General features: G+C 64.2%; 23 protein-coding genes and 1 pseudogene. 13 read left to right on the forward strand and 11 right to left on the reverse strand.

The features are described from left to right. Positions 1 to 8: 8 nt before the first annotated feature. The 4 genes from NKG60_RS03840 to NKG60_RS03855 all read right to left on the reverse strand — a co-directional run bounded on the left by NKG60_RS03840 (position 9) and on the right by NKG60_RS03855 (position 5,147). On the reverse strand, positions 9 to 1,037 hold the full coding sequence (locus tag NKG60_RS03840; protein ID WP_502903353.1) for a glycosyltransferase family 2 protein: 1,029 nt from the start codon (positions 1,035 to 1,037) through the stop codon (positions 9 to 11). 6 nt (positions 1,038 to 1,043) lie between these two features. After that, the gene (locus tag NKG60_RS03845) at positions 1,044 to 2,147 is read right to left on the reverse strand and encodes a glycosyltransferase family 2 protein (RefSeq protein WP_352661660.1); all 1,104 of its coding nucleotides are present in this window, start codon (positions 2,145 to 2,147) and stop codon (positions 1,044 to 1,046) included. 2 nt (positions 2,148 to 2,149) lie between these two features. Continuing rightward, on the reverse strand, positions 2,150 to 3,346 hold the full coding sequence (locus NKG60_RS03850; RefSeq protein ID WP_352661663.1) for an acyltransferase family protein: 1,197 nt from the start codon (positions 3,344 to 3,346) through the stop codon (positions 2,150 to 2,152). A gap of 394 nt (positions 3,347 to 3,740) precedes the next feature. Next, a complete protein-coding gene (locus NKG60_RS03855; protein WP_352868065.1) occupies positions 3,741 to 5,147 on the reverse strand; it encodes an MFS transporter in 1,407 nt (468 codons plus the stop codon). A gap of 205 nt (positions 5,148 to 5,352) precedes the next feature. On the opposite strand from NKG60_RS03855, the gene NKG60_RS03860 reads away from it, so the two are divergent. Beyond that, a complete protein-coding gene (locus tag NKG60_RS03860; protein WP_352868063.1) occupies positions 5,353 to 6,255 on the forward strand; it encodes a sigma-70 family RNA polymerase sigma factor in 903 nt (300 codons plus the stop codon). A 120-nt stretch (positions 6,256 to 6,375) separates the two neighbouring features. Here NKG60_RS03860 and NKG60_RS03865 read toward each other — a convergent pair whose 3' ends face one another. After that, a complete protein-coding gene (locus NKG60_RS03865; RefSeq protein ID WP_352451471.1) occupies positions 6,376 to 7,578 on the reverse strand; it encodes an MFS transporter in 1,203 nt (400 codons plus the stop codon). Positions 7,579 to 7,795: 217 nt separating this feature from the next. Between NKG60_RS03865 and NKG60_RS03870 the strand changes: the two genes are divergently transcribed. Further along, positions 7,796 to 8,218 (forward strand): VOC family protein, encoded by a 423-nt coding sequence (locus NKG60_RS03870; RefSeq protein WP_352661672.1) that lies wholly within the window; start codon positions 7,796 to 7,798, stop codon positions 8,216 to 8,218. A gap of 74 nt (positions 8,219 to 8,292) precedes the next feature. Here NKG60_RS03870 and NKG60_RS03875 read toward each other — a convergent pair. Beyond that, positions 8,293 to 9,184: pseudogene (locus NKG60_RS03875) on the reverse strand (LysR family transcriptional regulator). 95 nt (positions 9,185 to 9,279) lie between these two features. On the opposite strand from NKG60_RS03875, the gene NKG60_RS03880 reads away from it, so the two are divergent. Both NKG60_RS03880 and NKG60_RS03885 read left to right on the forward strand, forming a co-directional pair. Beyond that, positions 9,280 to 10,029 (forward strand): SDR family NAD(P)-dependent oxidoreductase, encoded by a 750-nt coding sequence (locus NKG60_RS03880; protein ID WP_352661678.1) that lies wholly within the window; start codon positions 9,280 to 9,282, stop codon positions 10,027 to 10,029. A 151-nt stretch (positions 10,030 to 10,180) separates the two neighbouring features. Then, positions 10,181 to 10,564, forward strand: a complete 384-nt coding sequence (locus NKG60_RS03885) for a YybH family protein (RefSeq protein ID WP_352868059.1) — start codon at positions 10,181 to 10,183, stop codon at positions 10,562 to 10,564. A gap of 106 nt (positions 10,565 to 10,670) precedes the next feature. On the opposite strand, the gene NKG60_RS03890 is transcribed toward NKG60_RS03885, so the two are convergent. Further along, entirely contained in the window at positions 10,671 to 11,132 is a 462-nt protein-coding gene (locus NKG60_RS03890; RefSeq protein ID WP_023720584.1) for an Lrp/AsnC family transcriptional regulator, read from the reverse strand. Positions 11,133 to 11,290: 158 nt separating this feature from the next. Here NKG60_RS03890 and NKG60_RS03895 point away from each other — a divergent pair, with 158 nt between their 5' ends. Further along, a complete protein-coding gene (locus NKG60_RS03895; protein ID WP_352661684.1) occupies positions 11,291 to 12,298 on the forward strand; it encodes an ornithine cyclodeaminase family protein in 1,008 nt (335 codons plus the stop codon). Between the two features lie 80 nt (positions 12,299 to 12,378). Here NKG60_RS03895 and NKG60_RS03900 read toward each other — a convergent pair whose 3' ends face one another. Continuing rightward, on the reverse strand, positions 12,379 to 13,311 hold the full coding sequence (locus tag NKG60_RS03900) for a dimethylarginine dimethylaminohydrolase family protein (protein ID WP_352974122.1): 933 nt from the start codon (positions 13,309 to 13,311) through the stop codon (positions 12,379 to 12,381). Between the two features lie 34 nt (positions 13,312 to 13,345). Next, the gene (locus tag NKG60_RS03905; protein ID WP_352662372.1) at positions 13,346 to 14,938 is read right to left on the reverse strand and encodes a zinc-binding metallopeptidase family protein; all 1,593 of its coding nucleotides are present in this window, start codon (positions 14,936 to 14,938) and stop codon (positions 13,346 to 13,348) included. A gap of 75 nt (positions 14,939 to 15,013) precedes the next feature. On the opposite strand from NKG60_RS03905, the gene NKG60_RS03910 reads away from it, so the two are divergent. The 6 genes from NKG60_RS03910 to NKG60_RS03935 all read left to right on the forward strand — a co-directional run bounded on the left by NKG60_RS03910 (position 15,014) and on the right by NKG60_RS03935 (position 20,342). Beyond that, positions 15,014 to 15,901 carry a LysR substrate-binding domain-containing protein gene (locus NKG60_RS03910; RefSeq protein ID WP_352661690.1) on the forward strand — a complete coding sequence of 296 codons (888 nt, stop codon included), beginning with the start codon at positions 15,014 to 15,016 and terminating at the stop codon, positions 15,899 to 15,901. Between the two features lie 124 nt (positions 15,902 to 16,025). Continuing rightward, positions 16,026 to 17,120 (forward strand): ABC transporter ATP-binding protein, encoded by a 1,095-nt coding sequence (locus tag NKG60_RS03915; RefSeq protein ID WP_352974124.1) that lies wholly within the window; start codon positions 16,026 to 16,028, stop codon positions 17,118 to 17,120. A gap of 67 nt (positions 17,121 to 17,187) precedes the next feature. Continuing rightward, positions 17,188 to 18,303: an ABC transporter substrate-binding protein gene (locus NKG60_RS03920; RefSeq protein WP_352661696.1), complete on the forward strand. Its 1,116-nt coding sequence runs from the start codon at positions 17,188 to 17,190 to the stop codon at positions 18,301 to 18,303. Between the two features lie 17 nt (positions 18,304 to 18,320). Beyond that, positions 18,321 to 19,154, forward strand: coding sequence for an ABC transporter permease (locus NKG60_RS03925; RefSeq protein WP_031194462.1), 834 nt, complete (start codon positions 18,321 to 18,323; stop codon positions 19,152 to 19,154). Between the two features lie 4 nt (positions 19,155 to 19,158). Further along, positions 19,159 to 19,965 carry an ABC transporter permease gene (locus NKG60_RS03930; protein ID WP_352661699.1) on the forward strand — a complete coding sequence of 269 codons (807 nt, stop codon included), beginning with the start codon at positions 19,159 to 19,161 and terminating at the stop codon, positions 19,963 to 19,965. A gap of 89 nt (positions 19,966 to 20,054) precedes the next feature. Next, positions 20,055 to 20,342, forward strand: coding sequence for a DUF982 domain-containing protein (locus tag NKG60_RS03935; RefSeq protein ID WP_352649646.1), 288 nt, complete (start codon positions 20,055 to 20,057; stop codon positions 20,340 to 20,342). 6 nt (positions 20,343 to 20,348) lie between these two features. On the opposite strand, the gene NKG60_RS03940 is transcribed toward NKG60_RS03935, so the two are convergent. Both NKG60_RS03940 and NKG60_RS03945 read right to left on the reverse strand, forming a co-directional pair. Continuing rightward, positions 20,349 to 21,416: a glycosyltransferase family 2 protein gene (locus tag NKG60_RS03940; protein ID WP_352661702.1), complete on the reverse strand. Its 1,068-nt coding sequence runs from the start codon at positions 21,414 to 21,416 to the stop codon at positions 20,349 to 20,351. A 467-nt stretch (positions 21,417 to 21,883) separates the two neighbouring features. Continuing rightward, on the reverse strand, positions 21,884 to 23,215 hold the full coding sequence (locus tag NKG60_RS03945) for a dicarboxylate/amino acid:cation symporter (RefSeq protein WP_352974127.1): 1,332 nt from the start codon (positions 23,213 to 23,215) through the stop codon (positions 21,884 to 21,886). Between the two features lie 236 nt (positions 23,216 to 23,451). Here NKG60_RS03945 and NKG60_RS03950 point away from each other — a divergent pair, with 236 nt between their 5' ends. Further along, positions 23,452 to 25,311, forward strand: coding sequence for a sensor histidine kinase (locus NKG60_RS03950; RefSeq protein WP_352974129.1), 1,860 nt, complete (start codon positions 23,452 to 23,454; stop codon positions 25,309 to 25,311). A gap of 6 nt (positions 25,312 to 25,317) precedes the next feature. Beyond that, the gene (locus NKG60_RS03955; RefSeq protein WP_352661711.1) at positions 25,318 to 26,667 is read left to right on the forward strand and encodes a sigma-54-dependent transcriptional regulator; all 1,350 of its coding nucleotides are present in this window, start codon (positions 25,318 to 25,320) and stop codon (positions 26,665 to 26,667) included. Position 26,668 lies beyond the last annotated feature (1 nt).

Here is a 26,668-nt window from a genome sequence, read left to right on the forward strand (position 1 = left end):
ATAGCGGATCACCTCGCCTCGGCATTTGCCTGTTGCTCCTGTCGCATTTCCGTTGTCTTTGGCGATTTCGCCAGCAAAAGCACCGCGAACTTGGCCGCGCCGAGCAAATTCATGCCGATGATCGGCCAGTGCGACAGCTTGAGTTCGCGATCGAACAGCGGGCCTTTCCTCAGTTCGCGCAAGGCCGCCCTCATAGACCAGTAGAAATGCCGAAGCAGCCACGGCGCATGGCGGACATGTTTCAGGCAAAGCCCGCCATTGCCCATGCTGTAGTCGCGATGCAGCTTTTCGATGGCTTTGCGGTCGCGTCGGCCGTGATGGTGATAGATGGTCATGTCGGGCACATATTCGACCGGAATGCCGAGCAGCACCGCCCGGACGAGATAGTCCGTATCTTCCGCCGAGCGCAGCGGGCCGCCGGCGCCGAAGCGTTCGTCGAAACGCCCGATACGGGCGGCGACATCGCGGTGCATCGTCATGTTGCAGCCAAGCACGAAGCCACCGGGATGGACATCCGGCGTAAGCCGCGCGCGCACCGGCGACCGCTTGATGGTGAACGGCAGGTCGCGGGCATCTCCAATCTCGACGCGGCCGCCGCGGATGACCCGTTCGCCGGCCGCATAGTGCCGCTGCAGATCGCGCAGATAATCCTTGTGGACCGCGCAATCATCATCGACGAAGACCAGCACGCGGCCCCGCGCGCGCTCGAGCCCGGCATTGCGGGCGGCCGCCAATCCGGGTCGTGGTTCGCGAATAGCCGTGAACGGGATGTCCGAAAGTTCGGCGATGCTGGCCAGCCGTTTGGCCGTGCTGTCGGTCGAGCCATTGTCGACAACCACCAGCTCGGCGGCAAAGTCAGCATGGGCGCGGCACGCAGCCTGGATCGACTTTATGCAAGGCTCGAGCACGCTGACGCGGTCGCGTGTACAGACGATGAAGCTGACCGCCGGCGCCGGTCCATGCTGCGGCCGCGGCGACATGGCCGCCGGTACCGTCGAGTGGCCGCGCTGCTGAAGCTGGTGCGATTTGACGAACATGCGTTGCTAGCTCAACTCAAGGGAAGGCAAAACCGCCGCGGCCGGCACGGATTGCAGATAACGCGACAGGGCATCCACCTGCCTGGTGACCGACATCGAGGCGAGGCTGAAGCGCGGCGCGAAGGCACCGGTTCGAAACACGTATTGCTCGCGGCGCCGGATGAGCTTCCATTTCGCCGTCCGTGTCAGGAATTCGTGCATCAGCAGCGGCTGTCTTTCTCCCGATATCAGCTGATAGAGGAAATAGAACAGGTTCAGTGTGCCGGCCTGGTAGCTCGGCCGCGTCTCGGCCGGCAGGGCGGCAATCCTTTCTTCCAGCGCAAGGATCCATTCGGCGGCACGGCGAACCGTGCCAATCGACAGGACCTCACCGATGTCGCGGAGGCCTTGCGTCTCTTGTGCGAGCCCTTCGCGCTCTAGGTTCTCGGCGACGATCTTCAAATGCGTCCTGCGCATTTCGCGCTTGTGCCTGTTGGTCACGCTGTCGTCGTGGATACGATAGGCGATCAGGCTTTCGGGGATCATGGCCGCCGGGTAGCGGTCGGTCAGCCGCCTGAACAGGTCGAAATCCTCGGCATGCTTGTAGCTCGTGTCATAATATAGAACGTCTTCTTCTATGACATTCCTGTTGTATACCACGGTGGAGTGCATGAAGATCGTGAAGAACATCGACAATATCCGCAAGCTATTGTCCTGGAATATCGGATCGGGCGAACCCCTGACGACGCGGTTGCCGAGCAAGGTGTCGAAGCCTGCACCGCACAGCGCAAGGTCAGGCTGCTGGTTAAATAGCGCGACCTGCCGCGACAGGCGCCGGGGATAGGCAATGTCGTCGGCATCCATCCTGGCGACCAGATCGCCGCGGGCCACCGCCAAGCCTTCATTGAGCGTTGCGATCAGGCCACGGTTTTCGCGTGAGATGATCGAGATGCGGCTGTCGGCCTGGCGATATTTCTGCAGGATCTGCAGCGAGTTGTCCGTCGAGCCGTCATTAATGGCGATGACCTCCACACGCTCGTAATCCTGGCGCAGGATGCTGCCCAGCGCAGCGGCGAGGTAAGGTCCCGCATTGTAGATCGGCAGCAGAACTGACACCAAGGGAGCAGCCATGATCAGCTCCTATCGGTTCGTTGCAGCTTGCGTGGCAACGGTGAAGTGCCACCATCAAGCGGCCTGCCCAGATATGCTCCCGCCGCGAGCCATCCGGCATTGCCCACGTCGATGCCTGCCGGGGTGGCGCCGCGGCCTTTTCGAGCAACATAGGGGAAATGGCGCTTGAGGCTGTTGAGCGGCTTCTCGAAAAGCAGCCACGAGACCAAGGCCAGCATGAGCGTCGCCGCTCCCGCGACCAGGAACCGTCCCGGCCCTTGTTCCGAGACGTTGAGCGGGATCCAAGGCTGCGATTTGACGGCGAGCGACAGCACTATGGGATGGTAGAGATAGACGCCATAGCTGATGCGGCCAAGGCCAAGCAGCGGTGGCAGTTCGAGAAGCTTTCCGATATAGCCGCCAACGCCTGTCGAACAGCTTGCAACGATGACCACCAGCGGCACGAGAGGCAGGATCTGCAACAGCAGCCAGCGGGCCCATTCCTGCCCCGGATTTGCCGGCGCCGGCGCAAACCACTGCAGAACGAAAAACGCCGCAGCGAGCCCCGGCCAGCCAACTCGAAGCCATTGCGGCAAGCCAGCAGCTCTTGACCGGTAGGCGGCAAGCAGCGCACCGGACGCCAGCGCGTCCATCGACGCCGGCGGCAGCAGGTCGCGCGCCAGGCTGGGCGTTCCAGCGATCGGCCAGTAAAAGCGATAGGCCAGCGACAGCAGTATGACGCCGGCGCAGATCGCTTCGAGGCGCCGGCGCGGCGCCAGCAAAACGATCAGCGGCCAGGCGATGTAGAACTGCTCCTCGATGCTCAGGCTCCAGAAATGGCAGAGCAGCCACGGCGTCCATTCATTCTGCGCTGCGTACCAGAAATTCGACAGGTAGAGCGCATGCCAGACCAGCGAACCCCTCGACTGCTCCAGGTCCACCAGCCAGACGAAACCCAGCACGGCGAAATAGGGCGGGAATATCCGCAGCGCCCGCCTGACATAGAAGGATTTCAGCGCCGGTCCGGTTTCGAATTCGGCGGCCGATCTGGCTTCGAGCAGCAGGCGGGTGATCAGAAAGCCGCTCAGCACGAAGAAAAGACGCACGCCGATATGGCCACAGAACGAGGACCCGCCCGCCGCAAAGAAATGGGAGTACAGCACCATCGTCACGGCGATGGCCCTCAGCGCGTCCAATTGGGTGTCGCGCGCGTTTCCCATTAGCGGCGTATGCCGGCGGGACGGCGAAACTGCCAATCGGTCAACATGGCGGCGTCGTTCACGGCGCATTTCCAATCGGAAGCGCCCCCCTCACGCAGAATAGGGCCACCGTTGTGCAACGCAACACAAAAAGTTGACACATTTGAAACAGGAACGTGAGGTGCGGCTAATAAAGGCCAAAAAACTGCAGGAAACAGCCCGAATTGTCCATTTTTGACGATTTTCGCGCGCTGCCTTGGCTCGCCGATATCGGCGGCAGGGTGCTGCGATGCAACATGTTCGCCGCCCGTACGGACCGATCCGATGCTCGGCGACCTTTCTGCTGCGCTGGCGCGGCAGCTGTTAGCGCAACAACAGCGGGAGCAAGCGCGCGAGCCTCCAGCCCGCCTCCGAGTTACGCCTCCTTGCTCGCGTTCGCGAGCGCCACTGTGCGACGCTCCGGGAGGCCCATTCCGACGAGCGCGCCGGCGAGCGAGAGCAGAGCGGAGACGTCGATTGCCGAGGTGAAGCCATCACTGAACGCGTCGGTGGACGCGAAGCTTCCGGTCCCGGCGAACACCGCACCGGCGATGGCGATCCCGGACACGCCGCCCAGAAAACGGAATGTGTTGAACGTGCCGGCGGCCTTGCCGACTTCCGGTCGCGCAACCGCATTGAGGACCGCGTTCTGCGCGGCCGGCATAGCCATCGACACGCCGGCACCGGTAATGATCAGCGGCGCGACTAGCTGGATATAGGGCAGATCAGGTGCTGCGATCTGCGCCAGCCAAGCCATTCCGGCTGCCTGCAGGATCAATCCGACCACGACAAGCCAGCGCTCGCCGACGCGGTTGATCAGGCTGCCGGCGATCGGTGCGACCACGAAAAGCGTGGCGGTCCAGGGCAGCAATCCCATGCCGGCGCCGAGCGGCCCACGGCTCTGGGAAAACTGCAGAAACTGCGGCAACAGGAATACGAGGCCGTACATGGCGGCGCAGAGCAGCAAGTTCGCCCCTACGCCCGAGGAGAATGCGCGCGCCCGAAAGAACCGCAAAGGCAGCATGGGCTCACGGGTACGCAACTGCCAAAGGACGAATGCGATGGCGAGAAGCAGTCCGGCAGTCAGCGCCGTCAGCACTTCAGAGCCGCTCCAGCCCACGATGTTGCCGCGCATCAGACCCCAGACCACTCCAAATGCCGCCGCAGTGACCAGCACGACGCCAAGGACATCGATTGCCGTGCCCGGCCCGTGACTCTCCGGAATTCGACGCATCACCAGCGGGATGAGAACGATGCCGACCGGGACATTGAGCCAGAAGATCCAGTGCCAGGAGAGGCCTTCGGAGATTGCACCGCCCGCCATCGGGCCGATGATCAGGGCCAGTCCGGTGATGCTGCTGAAGATACCCAGCGCCTTGCCTCGTTCCTCCGGGGGAAAAGCGACGCTCAGCAGCGCCATTGCCAGCGGCATGACCATTGCGGCACCCGCGCCCTGAACCGCGCGGGCCGCAATCAGCAATCCGGCATTTCCAGCGAGCGCGCAGGCAACGGACGCTGCGACGAACAGCGCCAATCCGGCGATGAAGATGCGGCGTCGGCCGAACCGGTCACCGAGCGCCGCCCCGGTCATGAGCAGGACGGCAAAACTCAAATTGTAGGCGTTCATCGTCCATTGCAGCGTCTCCAGCGAGGCATCGAGTTCGACCCGCATCGTACTTAATGCGGTCGCCACGACCATCGCATCGAGAACGACCATCAAGGAGCCTATCGACGTGAGGGCGAGAACCCAGACCTTCGTTGATGCCGCGCTTTGCTTGCTCATGACTATGGATGCCTCCGGCTTGAACAGAGGGCCCGCCAGGTTCGCGGGCCCACGATGCAGAGACGCGTAGGCACCACCAAAGGATTCCAGCTAAAGAAAGTTTTTTCGACCGAATCCTTTTGCCATCGTCGAGCGTCTATAGGACGCTGCGCCCGATGGCGGGCGCCTCTGCCTGGGAGATACGCATGAAATCGACCCTTGTGCGATGACCGGATCCGCAATCGGCACGCCAGAAGGACGGGAGCCGTTTGACCGGCTGCTCGGCGAATTGCGGCCGAAACTGCACCGTTATTGCGCCCGCATGACAGGTTCGGTGATCGATGCCGAGGATGTCGTTCAGGAAGCTACGGTCAAGGCGCTCGAGGCGTTCCCCGGGACCGGGCCGATAGCCAATGTCGAGGGCTGGCTGTTCCGCATCGCGCACAATGCAGCACTCGACCACCTACGCCGTCGCGCCAGGGTTGATGCCGCGCATGCCGTCGAGGATATCGACACGATACCTGACCCCGGCATGTCGGCCGAGGGCCGGCACACTGCAGCCGCAAGCCTGCGGACCTTCATGCGCCTGCCCGCAGCGCAGCGTAGCAGCGTCATCCTCATGGATGTGCTCGGCTATACGATCGAAGAGATTGGCAACATTATCGACAGCAGCGTTCCGGCGGTGAAAGCCGCACTGCATCGCGGCCGTCTGCGCCTGCGCGAAGTCGCCGGCGAGCCTGACGATCGGCCTGTGCCGGTGTTGGCCGAGCCCGAGCGGGCGCGTCTGGCAGCCTACGTGGAGCGGTTCAACGCCCGCGACTTCGATGCGATCCGCGACATGCTGGCCGAGGACGTGCGGCTTGACCTCGTCAACCGGCTCCGGGCGAGCGGCCGCACGAAAGTGGGCCGGTACTTCCACAATTACGCGGGTATCCACGATTGGCGGCTGCTTCCAGGCCTGGTCGATCGGCACCCAGCCATTCTGGTGATCGATCCGGATGACTCGGCCGGAGGGCCAAGATACTTTATTCTGCTGGAATGGGCGGGCGACAGATTGGCGAGAATTCGCGATTTCCGCTATGCGCGCTACACGCTTGATGGCGCCGAGGTGGTGGCCCTGCAAGCATAGCAACTCTCTTTCAGAATATCGAACCGAGCACGGGCCAGCCCGCTTTCTTGGAACGCACCAGCTATTTTGGATCGCGGCCGCTTGCCATCCAAGCGGCCGCCCTTTTCCGCCGATCCGGCTTTAAGCCGGTTGCAACTCCCTGCGCGGCAGCGGCGGGAAGGCGATCGCAATCGCCATCGCGCCAAGCCCGACAAGAGCCGAGCCGATGAACAGCCAAGAATAGCTGGCATAGGCATCGAACACCATGCCGCCGGCGAGCGGGCCGAAAGCCATGCCGAGGCTGGACAGCATGGTTACGGCACCGAACACCGTGCCGAGGATGCGCTGGCCAAAATATTCGCGCGCCAGCACCGCATAGAGCGGCATGACGCCGCCATAGGTGGCGCCGAAGATGACAGCGAGCGTGTAGAATTGACCAAGCTCGCTGACCGCCAGATAGGCTGCGATGACCACGGCCTGTATGGCCAGCCCGGTGATCAGCACCGGTTTGACGCCCAGCCGATCGGCAAGCACGCCGTAAAGCAGCCGGCCACCTAGCCCTGCCAGGCCCTCGATGCTGTAGATGCTGACCGCCGCCATCGGCGCTATGCCGCACAGCATGGCATAGCTCACCATATGGAAGATCGGCCCCGAATGCGCTGCGCAGCAGGCAAAGAAGGTCAGTCCCAACACGATGAATTGAGGCGAGCGCAGCGCCTGCGGAACCGTCATGCCGGCGCCCTCGGCGGCAACGCTTGGGGCAGCGCCGTCGGCAGCGGGCTTGGGCGGTTGGCGCACAAGAAGCGCGGCCGGCAGTAGCAGCACCCACGCCGTTATGCCGATATCGAACATTGCGGTACGCCAGTCGTAGGCCGAAATCAGCCAGCGGGCGAAGGGCGAGATGGTCATTGGCGCCACGCCCATGCCGGCCGAGACCAGCGAGACGGCGAGGCTGCGGTTCGTGTCGAACCAGGCGGATGTGAGCGCGATCATCGGCGCGAAGAAGGCGCTTGCCGCGAGGCCGACGAGCACGCCGTAGGCCAACTGGAAAACGAGCAGCGAACCGGTGCGGCTGGCCAGGACCAGCGCCAGGCCGAGCAGCACGGCGCCGGTCATGACGACGATGCGGGCGCCGAAGCGGTCGTAAATGGCGCCCCAGGCGAAGCCGCCGAGACCCATTACAAGGAAGTTCAGCGTCATGGCACTCGATATGCCGGCGCGCGACCATTGTGTGTCGAGCGCCATCGGTTCGAGGAAGATCGCCAGCGAGAACATCGCCCCGAGGGCGACACAGGTCATCAGCGCGCCAGCCGCGACGATAACCCAACGATAGGGAAGGCTCATTTCAAGTTTCTCCCATGCCGGAAGCGTTGATACGGCACGACCTTTTCGAGCTTCGCCGAGCCGCTTGCGTCCGAAGGACGTTGGACAACTTTTGAATCCGACAATCCGGTTGCATTTTTTATCCAGTCAGGAAATTGCGCCGCTCAATTGTTCCATTCCATTGACCGTGCATCGTCCTGAGCTAGATTTCCAGCCTGGCGATCAGGAGCTATCGGGCATGGAACTTCATCGCGGCCGTCTCATCGACCACATCCAGTTGGTGGTCAGGGATCTTCCGGCCAGCCGGCGCTTTTACGAGGCGGTTCTCAACGTGCTCGGCGTACCGATCGGTGGCGCCGGCAATGATTATTTCTGGGCCGACGAGCTGTTCATCTCCAGCCCCGACAGCCCGGCAGCCCAGGGAAAGCTGACCGGCCGCCATCACCTTGCCTTCCAGGCAAAGGACCGTGCGATGGTCGATGCCTTCTACAAGGCCGGGCTTGAGGCCGACGGCACCGACAATGGTGCGCCGGGCGAGCGGCAGCACTATCACCCCGGTTACTATGCCGCCTTCCTGCTCGATCCCGACGGCAACAATATCGAGGCCGTCCATCACGGCCCGGCCAACCGCAGCGCCGAGTCAGTGAAGATCACGTTCTGATGATCGGGTGATGGGGGCAAGAATCTTGCTTTGCGACGGCGTCGGATCGGCTGCGGAGGCCATTCCGCCCCGCCCTATCGCGTCAGTGCCGCCATTTGGCCCGCCAGGAAGTCGACGAACAGCCGCGCCCGGACCGGCAGCTGCCGCCCGTAGGCATGGACGATGTGCACCGGCATGGTCGGCATCGCCACCTCGGGCAGGATGCGGACCAGGCGGCCCGCGTCGAGATCGTCCTGCACCGCAAACCGCATCAGATGCGCGATGCCGGCGCCAGCAAGTGCCGCATTGCGGATGGCGCCGCCGTCGTCGGTGTCTAACCGGCCATCCGGCACGATCATCGCGCCATCGGCAAACGTGACCGGATAAGGCCGGCCTGCCATCTGGTGGCGGACGAAATCATGATCCCGTAGGTCCTCGACCGATGCCGGACGGCCGCGCCGCTCGACATAGGCTGGCGATGCCACCAGCACGATCGGCAGATTGGCGATCTTGCGGGCAACCAGCCCGGTGTCCGACAGCGCCCCCATGCGCGGCAACATCATAGCCTTCGCGGATCAGGTCGGCGTGACGGTCGGTGACGCTGAGCTCGAGTTTCACTTCGCCATGCTGCGCAAGGAACGCCTGCGCCCATGCGGCGATCAGGCCGCGCCCAAGTTCGACCGGCGCCGTAACGCGCAGCAGGCCGCGCGCCGTATCGGCCATCTGGACGATGTCCTCGGCATCATCCAGCGCCCTGAGCAGCGGCGCCACCCGCTCGTAGTAGGCGAGGCCTTCGCTGGTGAGCCCGAGCCGGCGCGTCGAGCGCTGGATCAGCCTGACGCCGAGCCGGCGCTCGAGCCGCGCCACGCTTTTCGACACCGCCGACGGGCTGGAGCCGACCAGCCGGCTGGCGGCATGGAACGAGCCGGCATCGACGGTTCGGACGAAGGCGACGAGACCGGCGGTCTTTTCGAGGATGGTGGTCATTCCGGAATTCCAGGCACGAAAGAACGGAGCGTAGGCATCCTAATACGCTTTTTGATCACCATTAGATACCGCTCATCGTCGACAAGGAGAGATTGATGAGCAAGCTGAACGGCAAGGTCGCCATCGTCACCGGCGCATCCAAGGGTATCGGCGCCGCCATTGCCAAGAGATTTGCCACGGCCGGCGCCGCGGTGATCGTCAACTACGCCTCGTCGCGAGAAGGCGCCGAGCGGATCGTCGCCGAGATCGAGGACCGTGGCGGCCGCGCCCTCGCCGTCCGAGGCGACGTGTCGCAAGCGGCCGACGTGTGTCGTCTTTTCGAAGTGGCAAAATCGGAGTTTGGCGGTCTCGACATACTGGTCAACAATGCCGGCGTCTTCGCATTCGAGCCGCTGGAAGCGGTGACCGAGGCCGAGTTTCACCGTGAGTTCGACACCAATGTGTTGGGCATCATTCTGACCACGCAAGCAGCAGTGAAGCATTTTGGCCCGGGCGGCGGCAGCATCATCAACATAAGCTCGGTCGCCAGCCGCAATCCGCAGCCGAATTCGCTTGTCTACGCCGCCGCCAAGGGTGCGGTGGACACGATCACGCTGTCGATGTCGCGGGAGCTCGGCGCCCGCAATATCCGCGTCAACGCCATCGCGCCCGGCGGTGTCGATACCGAAGGCCTCGCACGCATCGGCATCGTCGGCAGCGAATTCGAGAAGCAGATCGTCGCCATGACCCCGCTCGGCCGCTTCGGCCTGCCCGACGACGTCGCCCGCGTCGCGGTGTTCCTCGCTTCCGACGAGGCGTCATGGCTGACCGGCGAGCGCATCACCGCCTCGGGCGGCTGGCGATAGGCATCGAGGGCCCGGACCTGCCGTTTCGCGGACCATGCCCACGCCGCGCGACGCACTGCAATCGATGACGAGAGCGATCCAAGCCCTATGTTGGGGCGAGGGAGGAGCGCCGTGCGCTATCGATGACCGCGAGATGCCAAGGAGATAACGGATGACGGACGACGAAAAAGCAATCCGAACGCTGGTCGGGACGTGGATGGATGCGAGCAAGCGTGGAGACATCGCGACTGTCCTCAGCTTGATGACGGACGATGCGATCTTCATGGTTCCCGGCCGGGAACCCTTCGACAAGGAGATCTTCGCGGCGGCCGCGCAGGAGACGGCCGGCGTTCATATCGACGGCACCAGCGATATCGTGGAACTACAGCTTCTCGGCAATTGGGCCTTTATCCGCAGCCGCATCGACATGACCGCGACCCCGCCGAATGGCGAGCCGGTCCATCGATCGGGATATGCGCTGACGCTCCTGCGCAAGGAGGCCGATGGTGAGTGGCGGCTCGCGCGCGACGCGAACCTGCTGACCCTGCAAGGCTAGAGCCGGTCTCCGGCATCTCTGCATCGGAAGGCGCGCCAGGGGGAGCGATAAGGTGGCGAAGATGCGTTCAAGGTCGCCCTGAACAGCATACCCCTCCTCCATCTGATCACACCGGCAAGAGGGCATTCGGCTTGACATCGGCGATGGAGGCGAAAGTGTGTGTTTCGCGCACGCCGGGCAGAGGCAGAATAACCCGCTGCAGGAAATCCTGGAACACCGCCATTTCAGCGATCCGCGCCTTGACCAGATAATCGAAACCGCCAACCACCATATGGCACTCCAGAACCTCCGGAGCTTTCGCCACGGCTTCGGCGAAGCGGTCAAAGACATGCGGCGCCGTGTGGTCAAGCCGGACCTCGATGAACACCAGCGTTCCCCTGCCGACCTTGCGCGGATCGAGCATAGCCCTGACCGCGGTGATGAACCCGTCGCGGAACAGGCGCTTCACCCGCTGGCTGGTTCCGGTCGGCGACAGCCCGACACGCCCGGCAAGATCAAGCGTCGTCCGGCGCCCGTCCTCCTGCAGCAGCCGGAGCAGGCTGCGGTCTATCTGGTCGAGGTCGTCCATTCACAATCCACTCTATCTCAGGGATTTATGTGCTGATTTCACGCAGAGATGCCAAAATCAACGTATTTCATCACATCAAACTTCGCAATAGCCTGCGCTTCCCTCACCCACTCAAAGCAGATGTGGTGAGCCGATTTCGACGAACACAGGAGTGCAGGATGACCAGGGAAGCGTTCAGCCAAGCCGGCAAGAGTGCGGCGGAAATCAGCAAGGGAGCAACCGAGATCCTGGTGCTGAGCGAAGCCGACGTGATGGCGTGCATCGACCTCAGCCAGCTTCTCGATGTTCTAGAAGACGGCTTCAAGGCGCTGTCACAAGGCAAGGTCGTCAATCCACCCCGACCACAGCTCGACATCCCCGGAGCCGGCTACAGCCTCGCCATGCCGGCCTGGATGGAGGGCATGAACCTGACCGTCAAGGTCGTCAATGTCTTCGAAGCCAACCTGGCCAAGAACCTGCCCAGCCACCTCGCCACCATCAGCCTGTTCGATCCGCTGTCCGGCCTGCCGGTCTGCATCATGGATGGCACCTTCATAACCGCGGTGCGAACCTCCGGCTCCGCCGTGCTGTCGGTGCGCGCCCTTGCCCGCCGGGATGCCAGGATAGCGACAGTGATCGGCGCCGGCGTGCAGGCCAACCAACACCTGCATCTGTTGCCGCTGGTGCGCGACTTTGCCGAAATTCGGGTCGCTTCGAAGAGCTTCGACGATGCGGCAGCACTTGCCCGGCTGCATCCGTCGGTGGTGGCGGTCGCCGACCTCGAGGCGGCAGTGCGCAGTTCCGACGTGGTGTGCCTGGCGACCCACTCCTACCAGCCGGTGATCGACGCAGGCTGGGTCCAGCCGGGCACGCATGTCTCGTCGGTCGGGGTGGCACCGCCCGGCGGTGAAATGCCGATCGAGCTCATCGGCAAGTCCAGTCTTTTTGTCGAAACCAAGGATGCGTTCAAACCGACCCCGGTCGGTTCCTGCGAGCTTGCCGGCTTCGACCCGGATTTCGGCACCGAGCTTGGCGCCATGCTGCTCGACCGCGCGCCGGGTCGCGTTTCCAATCAACAAATCACCACCTACAAGGCGATGGGCATTGCGATGGAAGACATGGTCGCCGCCGATCTCGCCTATCGTTGCGCCAAGCGTCTGCGCAAGGGAAAGCTCATCGAGCTGTAGGCGCGTTGCCGCGAGCCAGGCGGGATCGACCTTCCTGACAATGGCCCCCTCGCGGAAGCGGCCGGACTAAAGGCGGCCTCTCAGGCCGGCTCGCGCTTCAGCGCCTGCGCCATGCAGTGGATGCCGCCCCCGGTCTTCGAGATTTCGCTCATATCGATGGCCGCCACCTCGAAGCCGCGCGCCTTGAGCTGGCCGATCAGCGTCTGGCTGGACGTCGGCGCGATCACCCGGTCCTTGCCCAGCGACATGAAGTTGCAGCCGAGCGCCATCGTGTCCTGGAACGGCACGTCGATGATCTCGTGGCCCTTGCCTTTCAGCCAGTCGACGATGCCCGGCTCCGTACAGGCAAGGCAGACGGCGGTCAGTTTTTCAGCGATCGGCACCACCATCAGGTCGATATGGACGTAATATTCGTCGATAAAGGCGATGCGGGTCTCCCAGCCCTCCTTGTCGAACCAGGCCTGCACCTGGCGGGCGCCCTCCTCCTGCGTGCGGGCGCCGCCGCAGCCGATCAGCACCACGCCATCCTCGATGACATTGAAGTCGCCGCCTTCGAGGGCGCCGGCGGTGACCATGTCGTAGATCGGGATGCCGAGCTTCTCATAGGTGCGGATCGCCGCGTAGTTCTCGCCGCGCCGCCACCACTGGGCCATGGCCGTGATGATGGCGCCGTAGGGCGTCATGACGCTGGAATCGCGCGAATAGACCTGCATCGGCAGCTCCGGCGTCGGCTCGTGCCAGTGGATGTTGACGCCGAAATGCTCGTAGGCGGCGGCCAGGTCCTTGTGCTGTGCCTGCGCGATCTGGACGTTGCAAGGCGCCTCGCGCAGATGTTTTCGCGACAGCGAGCTGGTCGAGAGATGGCGCAGGAAATTCGGCGAGCCGAGCAGCACGTCGGTCAGCACGTCGGTCTCGTTGGCGAAGCCCCAGGCGGTCAGCGGCTTGGTGCCGCCGGCCGGGTTGCGGCGCTGCAGCGAAAACGGCTCGGCGACGATGCGGTCATGGACGGTCATAGGGTTCTCCTCGTGAAGGGGGCGGCTTGGTTGATCATGCGGCTTGGTTGCCTGGTATCCACCAGTCCCGTCCGCGCGGGGTGGTGATGTATTCCGGCCAGCGAAATCCAATCGGCGGCTCGTAGTCGCAGAGCGGCGCGATCCAACTCGTGCCGCCGATCCCGCCGCCGGTGCGGGCGACGAATTCGTCCATCGCCGCATCGCGGGCGGCCTTGTCTTCCAGCAGGCGAAGTGCCGCGAGCGCGATCGTCTTTGCTGCGCAGGTGACCATCGGGTCGATGGTGACAGAAATGCCACCCAGCGCATTCATCGCCCAGGCCGGATAGGCGTGACCATTCTCCGAGCGCAGTGCCGGGCGGGCTACATAGAACCGCGCCGTCGGCGTGTGCCACGACATGTCGGTGTAGTCGTCTGAGGTGGAATTGAGCTGCGACGGCGGCAGGTCGCGGCGCAGCAGCGCCTCGGCCACCTGCGGCGCAATCAGCCGCTCCAGTTCATAGATGAATGGTTCCTCGGTCGCCTCGCCGCCGGCATTGACCTGGATTTCGCGGGCGATCGCCTTGGCCGTCTCGTCCCAGCGCGGCGGCCCGACCGCCGCCAGCGCGTCGAAGGCAATGCCGGCCATGACGTGATTGGCCAGCCCCGGTCGCGACTTCGACACCCAGTGCCGCTCATGGCGGCAGCCGCTCATCCTGGCTGCGGCTTCCGCATTGCGGTCGAGCACGGCGGTGACCTGCTCGGCCATCGCCAGCGTCGGCGCGCGGATCATGTACTGGATCTCGCCCAGCCCGGCCGGCAGATTGTCGGCAGTCGCCTGGCCCGCCGTCAGGATCGCCTCGCTGATCGACCAGCCGCCCTGGTGCGGCAGCATGGAATCGCGCAGCGCCTTGGAGGCCATATACATCATCATGAGCGCGTCGTTGGCGCCGGGCGCCCTGACCGCCGAATGCGCCTGCGGGATGGGTGCTGCGGTGCCTGCCGCGCTCGCCCAATGTTCCGGCTCGTCGCAGATGAAGCGGTAGATCATCGCGTAGGCCGCACCGCAATGCGTGTCCCAGCGCGCCGTATTGCACAGCGGCAGCATGTAAAAAGGATGGAAGGAGACCATGCCCGCCAGCCCATCATAATAGCCCTTGGCGGCATGGATCGGCTTCGATCCCCTCACCTTCTCCGCCGGTTCGCCGGTGAAGCGCAGCGTGCCTGATATGCCGTGGCGCTGCATCGCCGCCTTGGTCGCCAGCAGCCCGCCCAAGCTGGCAATGCCGAGCCCGGAATGCGGATCGGTGTGGCCGCCGGCCTGTTCGCCGAGGCCCGGACGCGGTCGCTTCACCGTCGCCGCATCCTGGCAATTGCCCGGCACCGCGTCGTATTCGGCATACAAGCCGATCGTCGGGCCGGTCCCGTTGGTCCAGTGGGCGCAGAAGGCGGTCGGCATGCCGCCCGAGCCCTCCTCGACCGAAAACCTTTCGTGTTTCAGATGCTCGACATACCAGGCGGCCGACTGGTATTCGCGCCAGGCGGTCTCGCCGAAGTCGAAGATGGTCCGCGTCCACGCCGACAGCGACGGCTGGATGTCGTCCAGACAGGCAAGCGCGGTCGCTTGCGCCGAGGTCACCGGTTTCTCCATGGCGGAAAGAAAGCAGTGAAGCGCCCCGCCAAAAAGTGATATGTTTTCCCGGCTCATGCAAATTCGGTTCACCTCTTGAGAATTCCCTCGACGCAGGCGCTGCGCGCCCTCGACAGTTTTGCCCGCCACGGCAGCGTCTGGCGCGCCGCCGACGAACTGCATCTGACCCGCAGTGCCGTAAGTCATCAACTGCGCCTGCTCGAGCGCGATCTCGGCTTCGACCTGCTCGAGCGCATCGGCAAGGGCGTAGCGCTCACCCCGCGAGGCCAGCGCTATGCCAGCGATGTGCGCAAGGCGCTGACGGTGTTGGGTGACGCGGTGACGCGCCATGCCGGCACCGGCGTCGGCGGCTCGTTCAGCGTCAGTTGTACGCCGGGTTTCGCCTCGCTGTTCCTGTGCACCCATATCGGCGAGTTCCGGCAGATGTATCCCGATGTCGCGCTGCGCATCCTGACGCCGCGCCGCCTCGACGACGTCAGCAATGCCGAGGCCGACGCCTTCATCGCCTTCGGCGTAGGCAATTGGCCCAACCGCGCGGTCGAGCTGTTGTGCGAGATCTCGTTCACGCCGCTGTGCAGCCCGACGCTGCTCAACAAGATCGGCGGCTTCTCCAAGCCGGCAGACGTGCTGCCCGCCAATCTCCTGCATCTCGGCGATACCGAGGACTGGGCGCGCTGGCTGGCGCTGTCCAAGGTCGAGAACCCCGACCCGGAAGGCGGCATCTTCTTTTCCGACATGAACCTGGTCTTTTCGGCGGCGATCGCCGGCCAGGGCATCGCCATGGGCGACGAGCTGACCAGCGGCCGGGCACTGAGCGAAGGCCGGCTGGTGCGCCCCTTCGACATCGCGATCAATTCACCGCGCTCGTATTTTCTGGTTTCCGAGCACGCCAAGGCGGCGCATCCGGTGCTGGAAGCGTTTGGGCGGTGGCTGAGGTCGAAGCTGTCGGAGAACCAGCGTTAATCTCCCCCCGGAGGGGGAAGATTGGGGCATAGATGAATCAAATTTGCCGATCAGGCGAAAACTATTCGGTTGCGGTGAGCCGCCGCCCTGCCTACGATTTCGCCTACGCTAAGGAAAGGGCAGGATGCAGCAACCCGGCCGGGCCGCAGAGATCAAGGCAATCGGGATCGGCAAGAGCTTCGGCTCGTTCCGTGCGCTGGACGATCTGACGCTCGATATCGGCCGTGGCGAGTTCCTCACCCTGCTCGGCCCCTCCGGTTCCGGCAAGACTACCTTCCTGATGATCCTTGCCGGCTTCATTCAGCCGACCGACGGTCGCCTTTACAGCGACGGCGTCGACATCACCGAGCGGCCGGCCGAGCAGCGCGCCGCCGGCATGGTGTTCCAGGGCTACGCGCTGTTCCCGCATATGAGCGTCGAGGCCAACCTCGCCTTCCCGCTCAAGGTGCGCAAGAAATCGGCGGCTGAGATCAAGCGCCGCGTCGGCGAGATGATCGAGCGCGTCGGGCTTAAGGGCCACGAGAAGAAACTGCCGTCGCAATTGTCCGGCGGCCAGCAGCAGCGGGTCGCGCTGGCGCGGGCGCTGGTGTTCGAGCCTGGTGTGCTTTTGCTCGACGAGCCGTTTTCGGCGCTCGACAAGGGCCTGCGCGGCCAGATGCAGGCCGAGATGAAGCGGCTGCACCAGGAGACCGGCACCACCTTCGTCTTCGTCACCCATGACCAGAGCGAGGCGCTGGCATTGTCGTCGCGCGTCGCCATCTTCAATCATGGAAAATTGCTGCAGGTCGGCGCGCCGGACGAGGTCTACGACCGGCCGGACAACCGCTTCGTCGCCGAGTTCCTAGGTGAGATCAACATGCTGCCGCTGAAGGGCGTGCGCCCGGCCGACAATGGCTCGACCGGCCTCTGCGAAGACCGCGCGATCAGCATGCGCTGCAAGGCCGAGAAGGTCCGTGGCGACGCCATCCTGGCGATCCGGCCCGAATACATGTCGATCGCGCCGGAAGCGGCCGCGGGCGAGAACGGCATTGCCGCCACTGCCGTTGCCTCGACCTATCTTGGCGCTGCGACGCGGCTCGATCTGACGACGCGCCAGGGCGCCAAGGTGACGGTGTCGGTGCCGAACGAGGTCGCCGCCTCCGCGCTCAGCAAGGGCAATTCCGTCTGGCTGACCTGGCCGGCGGAGAAAGGCTTCCTCCTTCCGAACGGAGGACAATGACCATCGGCGTGGCGAAGTCGCCAAGCTGACTTTCAGGAAATATCAACGACAAAAAAGGGGAACTGACATGACAAACCAAACCAAGAAAAATTCCATCGAGGCGCTGTCCGCCAGGGCAGTGCGCGGCGAGATCTCGCGCCGGCAGTTCACGCAGCTGGCAGCGCTGGTGCTGGCCGGCACGCCGATGCTGCTGCGCTCGACCGGCGCCTCTGCCGCGGCGAAAGAACTGGTGCTGGTCAACTGGGGCGGCGACGCCATCACCGCCTACGACGCCGCTTACGGCCAGGCCTTCACCAAGGAGACCGGCATCACCGTCAAGATGGACGGCTCCGGCCCGACGGAAGGCGCGATCGCGGCGCAGTTCAAGAGCGGCGCGCCGACCTGGGACCTGGTCGACGTCGATCCGTTCTCGGCGATCACGCTTGGCGCGCAAGGCATGCTCGAACCGATCGATTATTCGATCGTCGACAAGAAGAAGATGCGGCCGGGATTCGGCTGGGAATACGCAGCCTCGACCTATTTCTTCTCCTATGTCATCGCCTACGATGCCGAGAAATACGGCAGCCAGGCACCGACCGGCATGGCCGACTTCTTCGACGTGGCAAAATTCCCCGGCAAGCGCTCGCTCTACAAATGGGGCGTGTCGAGCTGGGAAGCGGCACTGCTTGCCGACGGCATCGCGCCGGCCTCGCTCTATCCGCTTGACCTGAAGCGCGCGCATGACAAGATCGCTGCCTTCAAGGAGAACGTCGTCGCCTATTGGGGTGGCGGCGCCGAAAGCCAGAGCGTGCTGCTCAATGGCGAGGCCTCGATGGCGATCGTCTGGTCGACCCGGGCTTCGCTTATCGAGCAGGATTCCGGCGGCAAGATCAAGTTCATCTGGGACCAGGGCCTGATCTCGCCCGGCGCGCTCGCCGTGCTCAAAGGCAATCCCGGCGGCAAGGACGCGGCGATGAAGTTCATCGCCAGCACGCAGGACCCGGAGAAGGAACTCATCATGTTCGAGAAGCTCGGCCAGGGTCCGGCCAATCCGGCCGCCGACGCGCTGATCCCTGCCGACAAGAAGCGCATCAACCCCGTCGATCCCGAGAACATGAAGAAGCAGATCCCGCTCGACATGGATTGGTACGCCAAGAACTACGGGGCGGCACTCGACGAATACACGAAGATCATCTCCGCCTGACAAGCCGGGATAACCGGATGAGAGCATACCTCTCCGACAGGATGGGCGCGGCGCTGTTGATGGCGCCGCTGCTCCTCTTTCTTGTGCTGGCCTACGCCTGGCCATTCCTTGGCGTGGTCAAATGGAGTTTTACGCTGCCCACGCCGGGGCTGGGGCAGTACAATGCGCTGCTCACGGATCAGTTGGTGCAGTCGGTCTTCATCCGCACGCTGCGCATCGCGGCGATCGTGACGATCGTTTCAGTTGCCGCCGCCTACGCCATCACCGTTGTCTGGGTGCGCGGCACGCCCGTGCAGCGTGTCGTGGCCGAATTCTGCATCCTGGTGCCGTTCTGGATCTCTGTGCTGACGCGCGCCTTCGGCTGGGTGGCGCTTTTGTCCAATCGCGGCCTGATCAACACCTGGCTGCAGGCGGTCGGCTTCATCTCGGAGCCGCTGGCGCTGGTGCGCAACGAGTTTGGCGTCATCGTTGGCATGACGCATTTCCTCATCCCCTTCGCGGTGTTTCCGCTGGCCTCTTCGATGCGCAGCCTCGACGACCGTGTGCTGCTGGCGGCGCGCGGCCTCGGCTCCAGCCGCATGCGCACCTTCTGGTCGGTGTTCGTGCCGATGACCCGCTCCGGCATCATCGGCTCGGCGCTGATCGTCTTCGTCTTTTCGCTGGGCTTCTTCGTCACGCCGGCGATCCTCGGCGGTGGCCGCAGCGTGATGATCGCCGAGCTGATCTATCTCCGCATCTTCCAGAGCCCGGACTGGGGCCTGGGTGCTGCGATCAGCGTGGTGCTGGTGCTGTTCGTCGGCGCGCTGATGGCGCTGCTGTTCCGCTATATCAGGCCAAAGCAACTGGTGTAGCGCGATGCCGACCTACCGCCCCGGTCCCATCTCGCTGATCCTCGCCGCCCTGGTCGCGCTGTTCCTGCTGCTGCCGCTGCTCGCCGTCATTCCGGTGTCGCTGACGCCGAGCCGCATGCTGGCGATGCCATCCGGCGAACTGTCGCTGCGCCATTACCGGGCGCTGATCGAGGATCCGCGCTGGATCAATTCGATCCTGCTCTCGATCAGGATCGGCGTCGTCAGCAGCGCCTTTTCCACGGTGCTGGCACTCTGCTTCAGCCTCGGCGTCTGGATGTTCCAGCCGCGCTTCACGGCAGCATTGGTCGGCTTCGTGCTGCTGCCGATGGTGGTGCCGCCGGTGGTATCGGCAATCACGCTCTATTTCCTGCTGACCTCGATTTCGGGGTTCTCGTCGTTCTTCGGCTATGACACCTGGCTCGGTGTCGCCATGGCGCATGCGGTGATGACTGTGCCCTTTGCCACGGTGCTGATCCTGGTATCGCTCAGCCAACTCGACCGCCGCATCGACCTCGCTGCCCGCGGCCTCGGCGCGACCGTGTGGGAACGCGCCACCCGCATCATCATGCCCAACATCAAGTTCGGCATCGTCACCGCGGCACTGCTCTCCTTTGTGCTGTCCTGGGAAGAGATCGGCGTCACCCTGTTCATCACATCGGTCAACGCCATCACGCTGCCGCGCTTGATGTGGATGGGCCTGCGCGACAACATCGACCCGGCGATCGCCGCACTCTCGGTGATCCTGATCGTCATTACGGTGCTGGTGCTTGTGGCGCGCAGCGTCGTGGTCAGGCTGCGCGAGGCGCAGTGAGGGCGGCCTCACGCCGTGGTGACTGGCGCGAATGAAACCTTGCGCTACGATTTTCGTTATAGGTAGTTCAACACGTCGAAGGCTTCGCCATGAACCAAGGATGGTTTTCCAAGCCGGTTGCGGTTGCGGTCGGCATCGTGGGAGATATCCGCAACATTTCCAACGCACGGCAGGCTGTCGAATTGCTGGAGGCCCATTGGCGCGACGCCGGCAGCGCCAAACACGGCTTGGCACTGCGCACATGCCGCCGCGCCATGAGCGACGACCGCTGGACCGAAGCCGCCAGGGACGCGTTCATCGAGGCCGCGCGGGAGGCGCATGTCCTGGTCGAGCGAGCCGTCGAACCGGAGGGTCGATCCCGGCAGCAGGGGCCGTGATCGCCACTAACCCATCGCATGGCGGATGGTCTTGGACAGGCGGCTCAAAAATGCCGGCCTCGACGACGCGTCAAGCTTCCACGACAGGACCGCGGTCGCCATTTTCCGCGGCAACACCCCGACCGACAGGAACCACGCGGCAAGGATGGCGCGCCGCCGCAGTGACGCGGTCATTTCAAGGCTGGCGACGGCGCCAGCCGCCCCGAGCGCCAGCCGGGAATCGTCGGCCACAGGGTGTCGGTCTCTGTCGGCGCAAAGCGACGCCAGCCGCTCTTCCAGGTGGACCGGATCGTGGCGCACGGCATCCGAGGGCACGATGGTCAGGCCGATCCCGGAGGCCTGGTCCGACAGCGCCTGCATGCGGCGGAAATCGTGGGTTACCCGCCAGCGTGCCCGCTCGGCGAGCTTTTCACCGAAGACCGAATGGTTGGCGCCATGGATCCGGTAGGCGCCGAGGCATTCGTCGATCGATTGGACATGCCCGTACATCGGCGCCAGCGTTGCCAGATAGCCGTCGGCGCCCTGGCGGAACTCCGGCTCCGGTATCGGCATGATCGATTCCAGGGTTGCACGGTCAAAGGCGAGCCCGCTGGTCACGGTGGTCTGATAGCGGCCTTTGTGCAGAAGTTTCGGCATGACGTCGCCACTGTCGAAGGGCAGTTCGGGCGGCGGAAAGACATCCTTGATGCGTTGCCCCTCGTCGACGATATGCAGTCTGGACTGCACCTGGGCGGTTGCCTCGTCCCAGGTGTCGACAATGGTGGAGACGGCGGTCGGATAGAGATAATCGTCGGCGTCGAGGAACAGGACGATCTTGCCCGAACTCGCCGCAAAGCCGGTGTTAAACGCCGCCGCGTGTCCGCCATTTTGCGCTCGCGGGCATGCGAGGATCTCGTCGCGATACGATTCCATGATTGTCGTGGAATTGTCCTGCGATGCATCGTCGACGACGATGACTTCAACATCCGCGTAGTCCTGCTCGAGGGCGCTGTCGATGCTGCGTTTGAGGAACCGCGCATAGTTGTAGTTCGGGATGATGATGGATACCGGAATCCTGTTTTGGACAGACTGCATCGCGTTTGACCTCGCATCTTGCTTTGGTTCGGCAAAGGCCCGCTCATGGGCCTGCCCCTCTTCAAGCGCCCCTCTTGGCGCGCAACGAGTTCCCTGGGAGAAAGCCTGCGCTTTCCACGAGGAGACCGGTCACGTTTCGCTTTGCGACTTCGTACTGCGGCCGCCATTGCCTTCGAGGCTGCTGCCATGGTCAGGGGTCGGCGGCAGCAAAAGCTCCGACGATTTCGGCAAGGATGAGATGCAACCGAGCCCGACGGAAATGTCTCGCCTCGCGATCAGGTCGGGAGCGAAGCGGACGGTGCCATGAAGGCATGGCGGATACTGGCCTTCAAATGCGGCTGGAACAAGCCCCGCGTCGAAAACAGAGCCACTTCAGGTTGCGTTTCAGGCGGCATGCCACGACCGCCGGTGCTTTTGCCCGGAGCCGGCGAACCGCCTCCGGGCTTATAGTCATGTGGCCTAAACAGTCAGGCGGCCTGCAAACCCGGCAGCGACAGGTCGACTTCCTCCGGCAAGTCGCCGGCCATGGCGGCGGCAAACTTCGTCTGGTCGAGTTCCCCCTCCCAGCGCGCCACCACCACTGTCGCCACGGCATTGCCGATGAAATTGGTCAGCGCCCGGCATTCCGACATGAAGCGGTCGACGCCGAGGATCAGCGCCATGCCGGCGACCGGTACGGTGGGTACGACCGAGAGCGTCGCCGCCAGGGTGATGAAGCCGGCGCCGGTGATGCCGGCGGCACCCTTGGAGCTCAGCATGGCGACGGCGAGCAGCAGGATCTGGTCGCCGTAGGTGAGCGGCGTGTCGGTCGCCTGCGCGATGAACAGCGCCGCCAGCGTCATATAGATGTTGGTGCCGTCTAGATTGAAGGAATAGCCGGTCGGGATGACCAGGCCGACCACCGAGCGGTTGCAGCCGGCGCGCTCCATCTTGGCCATGAGACCCGGCAATGCCGCTTCCGAGGACGAGGTGCCGAGCACCAGCAGCAGCTCTTCCTTGATATAGCGGATCAGCGCCAGGATCGAGAAGCCATTGTAGCGGGCGACCGCGCCGAGCACCACCAGCACGAACAGCAGCGCGGTCAGGTAGAACGTGCCGATCAGCATGGCGAGGTTGGCGATCGAGCCGATGCCGTATTTGCCGATGGTGAAGGCCATGGCGCCAAACGCGCCGATCGGCGCGGCCTTCATCAGGATGGCGACCAGGCGGAAGATCGGCGTGGTCAGCGCCTGCAGGAAATCGACGACCGGACGGCCGCGATCGCCGACCAGCGCCAGGGCGACGCCGAACAGCACCGAGAAGAACAGCACCTGTAGGATGTCGCCCTGTGCGAAGGCGCCGGTGATGGTGTCGGGGATGATGTTCATCAGGAAGCCGACGATGGTTGTGTCGTCCGCCTTCTCGGCATAGGCGGCCACCTTGGTGGTATCGAGCGTCGCCGGATTGATATGCATGCCGGCGCCGGGCTGGACGACATTGGAGACGACCAGGCCGACGACCAGCGCCAGCGTCGAGAACACCAGGAAATAGATCATCGCCTTGCCGGCGACGCGGCCGACCTTCTGCAGGTCGGAAACGCCGGCGATACCGGTCGTCACCGTCAGGAAGATCACCGGCGCGATCACCATCTTCACCAGTTTGATGAAGGCGTCGCCGAACGGCTTCATCGCCTCGCCGGTTTCGGGATAGAAATGGCCGAGCAGCACGCCGGCGGCGATCGCCGCCAGCACCTGCACATAAAGATGCCGGTATAAGGGTACTTTGCCGCGCGGCTCGGTGGCAGCGATTGTTGTCTGCATGACGTCCTCCATGGCGCCCCGATCGAAAGCTCGACTCCCCGGGGCAGTTGTTTTGACCAGCAGCCTCGCGACTGCTGAATTCGTGTTTGCAACAGCTGTGCCAGATACGCAGAAGAGCTTTTCATCATTGATTTTGTTGAGCATTCGCAAACGACTGCAGTGCGGGACGCATGGGCAAGTGCGAATCTCCGCATAGGTCGAATTGTGCTTTGTGCGAATTCATGCACAAATGGGCGATGCTGCAACGCCCCGCCGGTGCCTTGTCTTCGACCCCCGAGCAACTCGCCAGGCGGGCGCGCCGAGCCTGGCTGCTGTTTGCGGCCGTCGCCCTGCTGATCGTCACGGCAGCGCTCTATGGCGCCGGCCTTTACGGCCGCACCGCCGAGATCGAGACCCTGGCGGCGCAGGGGCGTACCGACGCCAATCTGAAGGTCGCGCTGCTGCGCGCCGTGCTCGAAAGCCCGCGCGCCCTGCCCCTGCTTCTGTCCGCAGACCAGCAAGTGCGCGACGCGCTGTCGCAAAAAAATGCCGCGGCAATCGATGTGCTGAACCGCAAGCTCGAGGGGCTGGTCTCCGGCACCAAGGCGTCGGTACTCTATGTCATCGGCACCGACGGACTGGCGATCGCCTCCAGCAACTGGCGCGAGCCGATCAGCTTCGTCGGCAATGACTACCGTTTTCGCGATTATTTCTCCGGCGCGATGCAGGCCGGAACCGCCGAATATTTTGCACTCGGCAATGTCAGCAAGCGTCCCGGCCTCTACATTTCGCGCCGCGTCGGCGATGCAGCCGCACCGCTCGGTGTCGTCGTCGTCAAGATGGAGTTCGACCAGCTCGAAGCCGACTGGCGCGAGGCGAACCGCCCGGCCTATGTCAGCGACGAGAATGGCGTCGTCCTGATCACCAGCGTGCCGTCCTGGCGCTTCATGACAACCGCGCCGCTGGCCGCACCTGAGCAGGCCGCAATTCGCGACAGCCAACAGTTCGGCGACGCGCCGCTTGTGCCGTTGCCGATCATGCACCCGCAGGCGCTCAGCCCGGATGTGTCGATTGTTCACGCGGTGACGCCCGGCGGCAGCGACGCGGAGTATCTCAGCCTTTCCACGCCGGTTCCTTCGACCCCCTGGCGGCTCGACTATCTCATCCCGGTCGAAGGGCCGATCGCCGCCGCCGTCCGCGAAATGCGGCTTCTTGCGCTCGGCGTCGTCGTCCCGCTGCTCGGCCTTGCCGCCTATCTGTTGTGGCGCCGGCAGTCGGCGCAGATGCGGATTGCCGCCGAACAGGCGGCCCGCATCGAGCTCGAACGCCGCGTCGTCGAACGGACCGAGGATTTGAGCCGCGCCCGCGACCGGCTGCAGGCCGAGATATCAGACCACCGCAGCACGGAAGCCAAGCTCCAAATCGTGCAGCAGGATCTGGTCCAGGCCAACCGCCTCGCCATCCTCGGCCAGGTCGCCGCCGGTGTCGCCCATGAGATCAACCAGCCGGTCGCCACCATACGCGCCTATGCCGACAATGCCCGCACCTTCCTCGACCGCAAGCAGACCGGGCCGGCCGAGGAAAACCTCGGCGCTATCGCAGCCCTTACCGAACGTATCGGCTCAATCACCGAGGAGTTGAAGGCATTTGCCCGCAAGGGCCGCACCGCCGCCGAGCCTGTCGAATTGCGTGGTGTCATCGAGGGCGCGGTCGTGCTGTTGAGGAGCCGCTTTGCCGGCCGGCTCGACGCATTGGCCATCGACCTGCCGCCGCCGAGCCTCAAGGTCATGGGCAATCGGGTCCGGCTCGAACAGGTGCTGATCAACCTCTTCCAGAACGCACTGGAGGCGCTCGACGGCCGCGACGACGCTCATGTGCAGGTTTCGGTCGAAGAGACCGCGGACGGCGTCACGGTCGGCGTGTCCGATAACGGACCCGGCATTCCGCCAGGGATCCTCAAATCGCTGTTCACGCCGTTCAACACCTCCAAGGAAAAAGGCCTTGGCCTTGGCCTCGTCATCTCGAAGGACATCGTCGCCGATTATGGCGGCCGTATCGAAGTTTCGAGCGACGACAGCGGAACCCGCTTCACCATTCATCTCCAGACAGCAGCGTAAGCCATCATGACGAACGACAATGCCGCGCCGGTGATCCTGATCGACGACGACCGCGATCTCCTCAAGGCCACCGCGCAGACGCTGGAGCTTGCCGGCTTCTCGGTCTCGGCCTTTGCGGTGGCCGCCGAGGCGCTGGCCAGGCTCGACGCCGGTTTTGCCGGCGTCGTGGTGTCCGATATCCGCATGCCTCAGATCGACGGCTTGCAGCTTTTCAACCGCATCCTACGGCTGGATGCCGACATTCCCGTCATCCTCATCACCGGCCACGGCGACATCGCCATGGCCGTCAAGGCGATCAAGGACGGCGCCTACGACTTCATCACAAAGCCTTTCGCCGCCGACCGGCTGGTGCAGAGCGTGCGCCGCGCGGCTGAAAAGCGCCGCCTGGTGATGGAGAACCGCGCCTTGCGCGAGGCGGCCGGAGAGGCGCAGGACGGCCTGCCGCTGATCGGTCAGACGCCGGCGATGGACAGGCTGCGCCGCACACTGCGCCAGATCGCCGACACCGACGTCGATGTACTGGTCACCGGCGAGACCGGCTCCGGCAAGGAAGTGGTGGCAAGCCTTCTGCATCGCTGGAGCCGCCGCGCCAAGGGCAATTTCGTCGCGCTGAATTGCGGCACGCTGCCGGAGACCGTCATCGAGAGCGAGTTGTTCGGCCATGAGGCCGGCGCCTTCACCGGCGCGCAGAAGAAACGGATCGGCCGCATCGAGCATGCCAGCGGCGGCACGCTGTTCCTCGACGAGATCGAAAGCATGCCGGTCTCGACACAGGTGCAGATGCTGCGTGTGCTGGAGATGCGCGAGGTCACCCCGCTCGGCACCAACGAGGTGCGGCCGGTGGATCTGCGCGTCGTCGCCGCCGCCAAGGTCGACCTCGGCGATCCGCGCCAGCGCGGCGCTTTCCGTGAGGACCTCTACTACCGGCTCAACGTCGTGACGATCTCGATTCCGCCGCTGCGCGAGCGCCGCGACGACGTAGCCCTGCTGTTCTTCTATTTCGCCGAGCGCGCCGCCGCCCGCTTCCACCGCCAGGTGCCGGCAGTGCCGGCGACGGTGCATCGCCATCTCAGCGACCATGACTGGCCGGGCAATGTGCGCGAACTGGCGCATTTCGCCGAGCGGTTCGTGCTTGGATTGGAGGAAGGCGCCGAAGCCCCTGCCCCGACCCAATCGAACACCGCCATGAAGCTACCGGAGCGGCTGGAGCGCTACGAGGCCGACATCATCCGCGAGACGCTTGGCCGCAACGAGGGCGACGTCAGGCGCACGATCGAAGCGTTGGGGATTCCGCGCAAGACCTTCTACGACAAGCTCCAGCGCCACGGCATCGTCCGCAGCGATTTTTCCAGGTAAC

Source organism: Mesorhizobium sp. M1428, from assembly GCF_040317515.1.
Classification (GTDB): domain Bacteria; phylum Pseudomonadota; class Alphaproteobacteria; order Rhizobiales; family Rhizobiaceae; genus Mesorhizobium.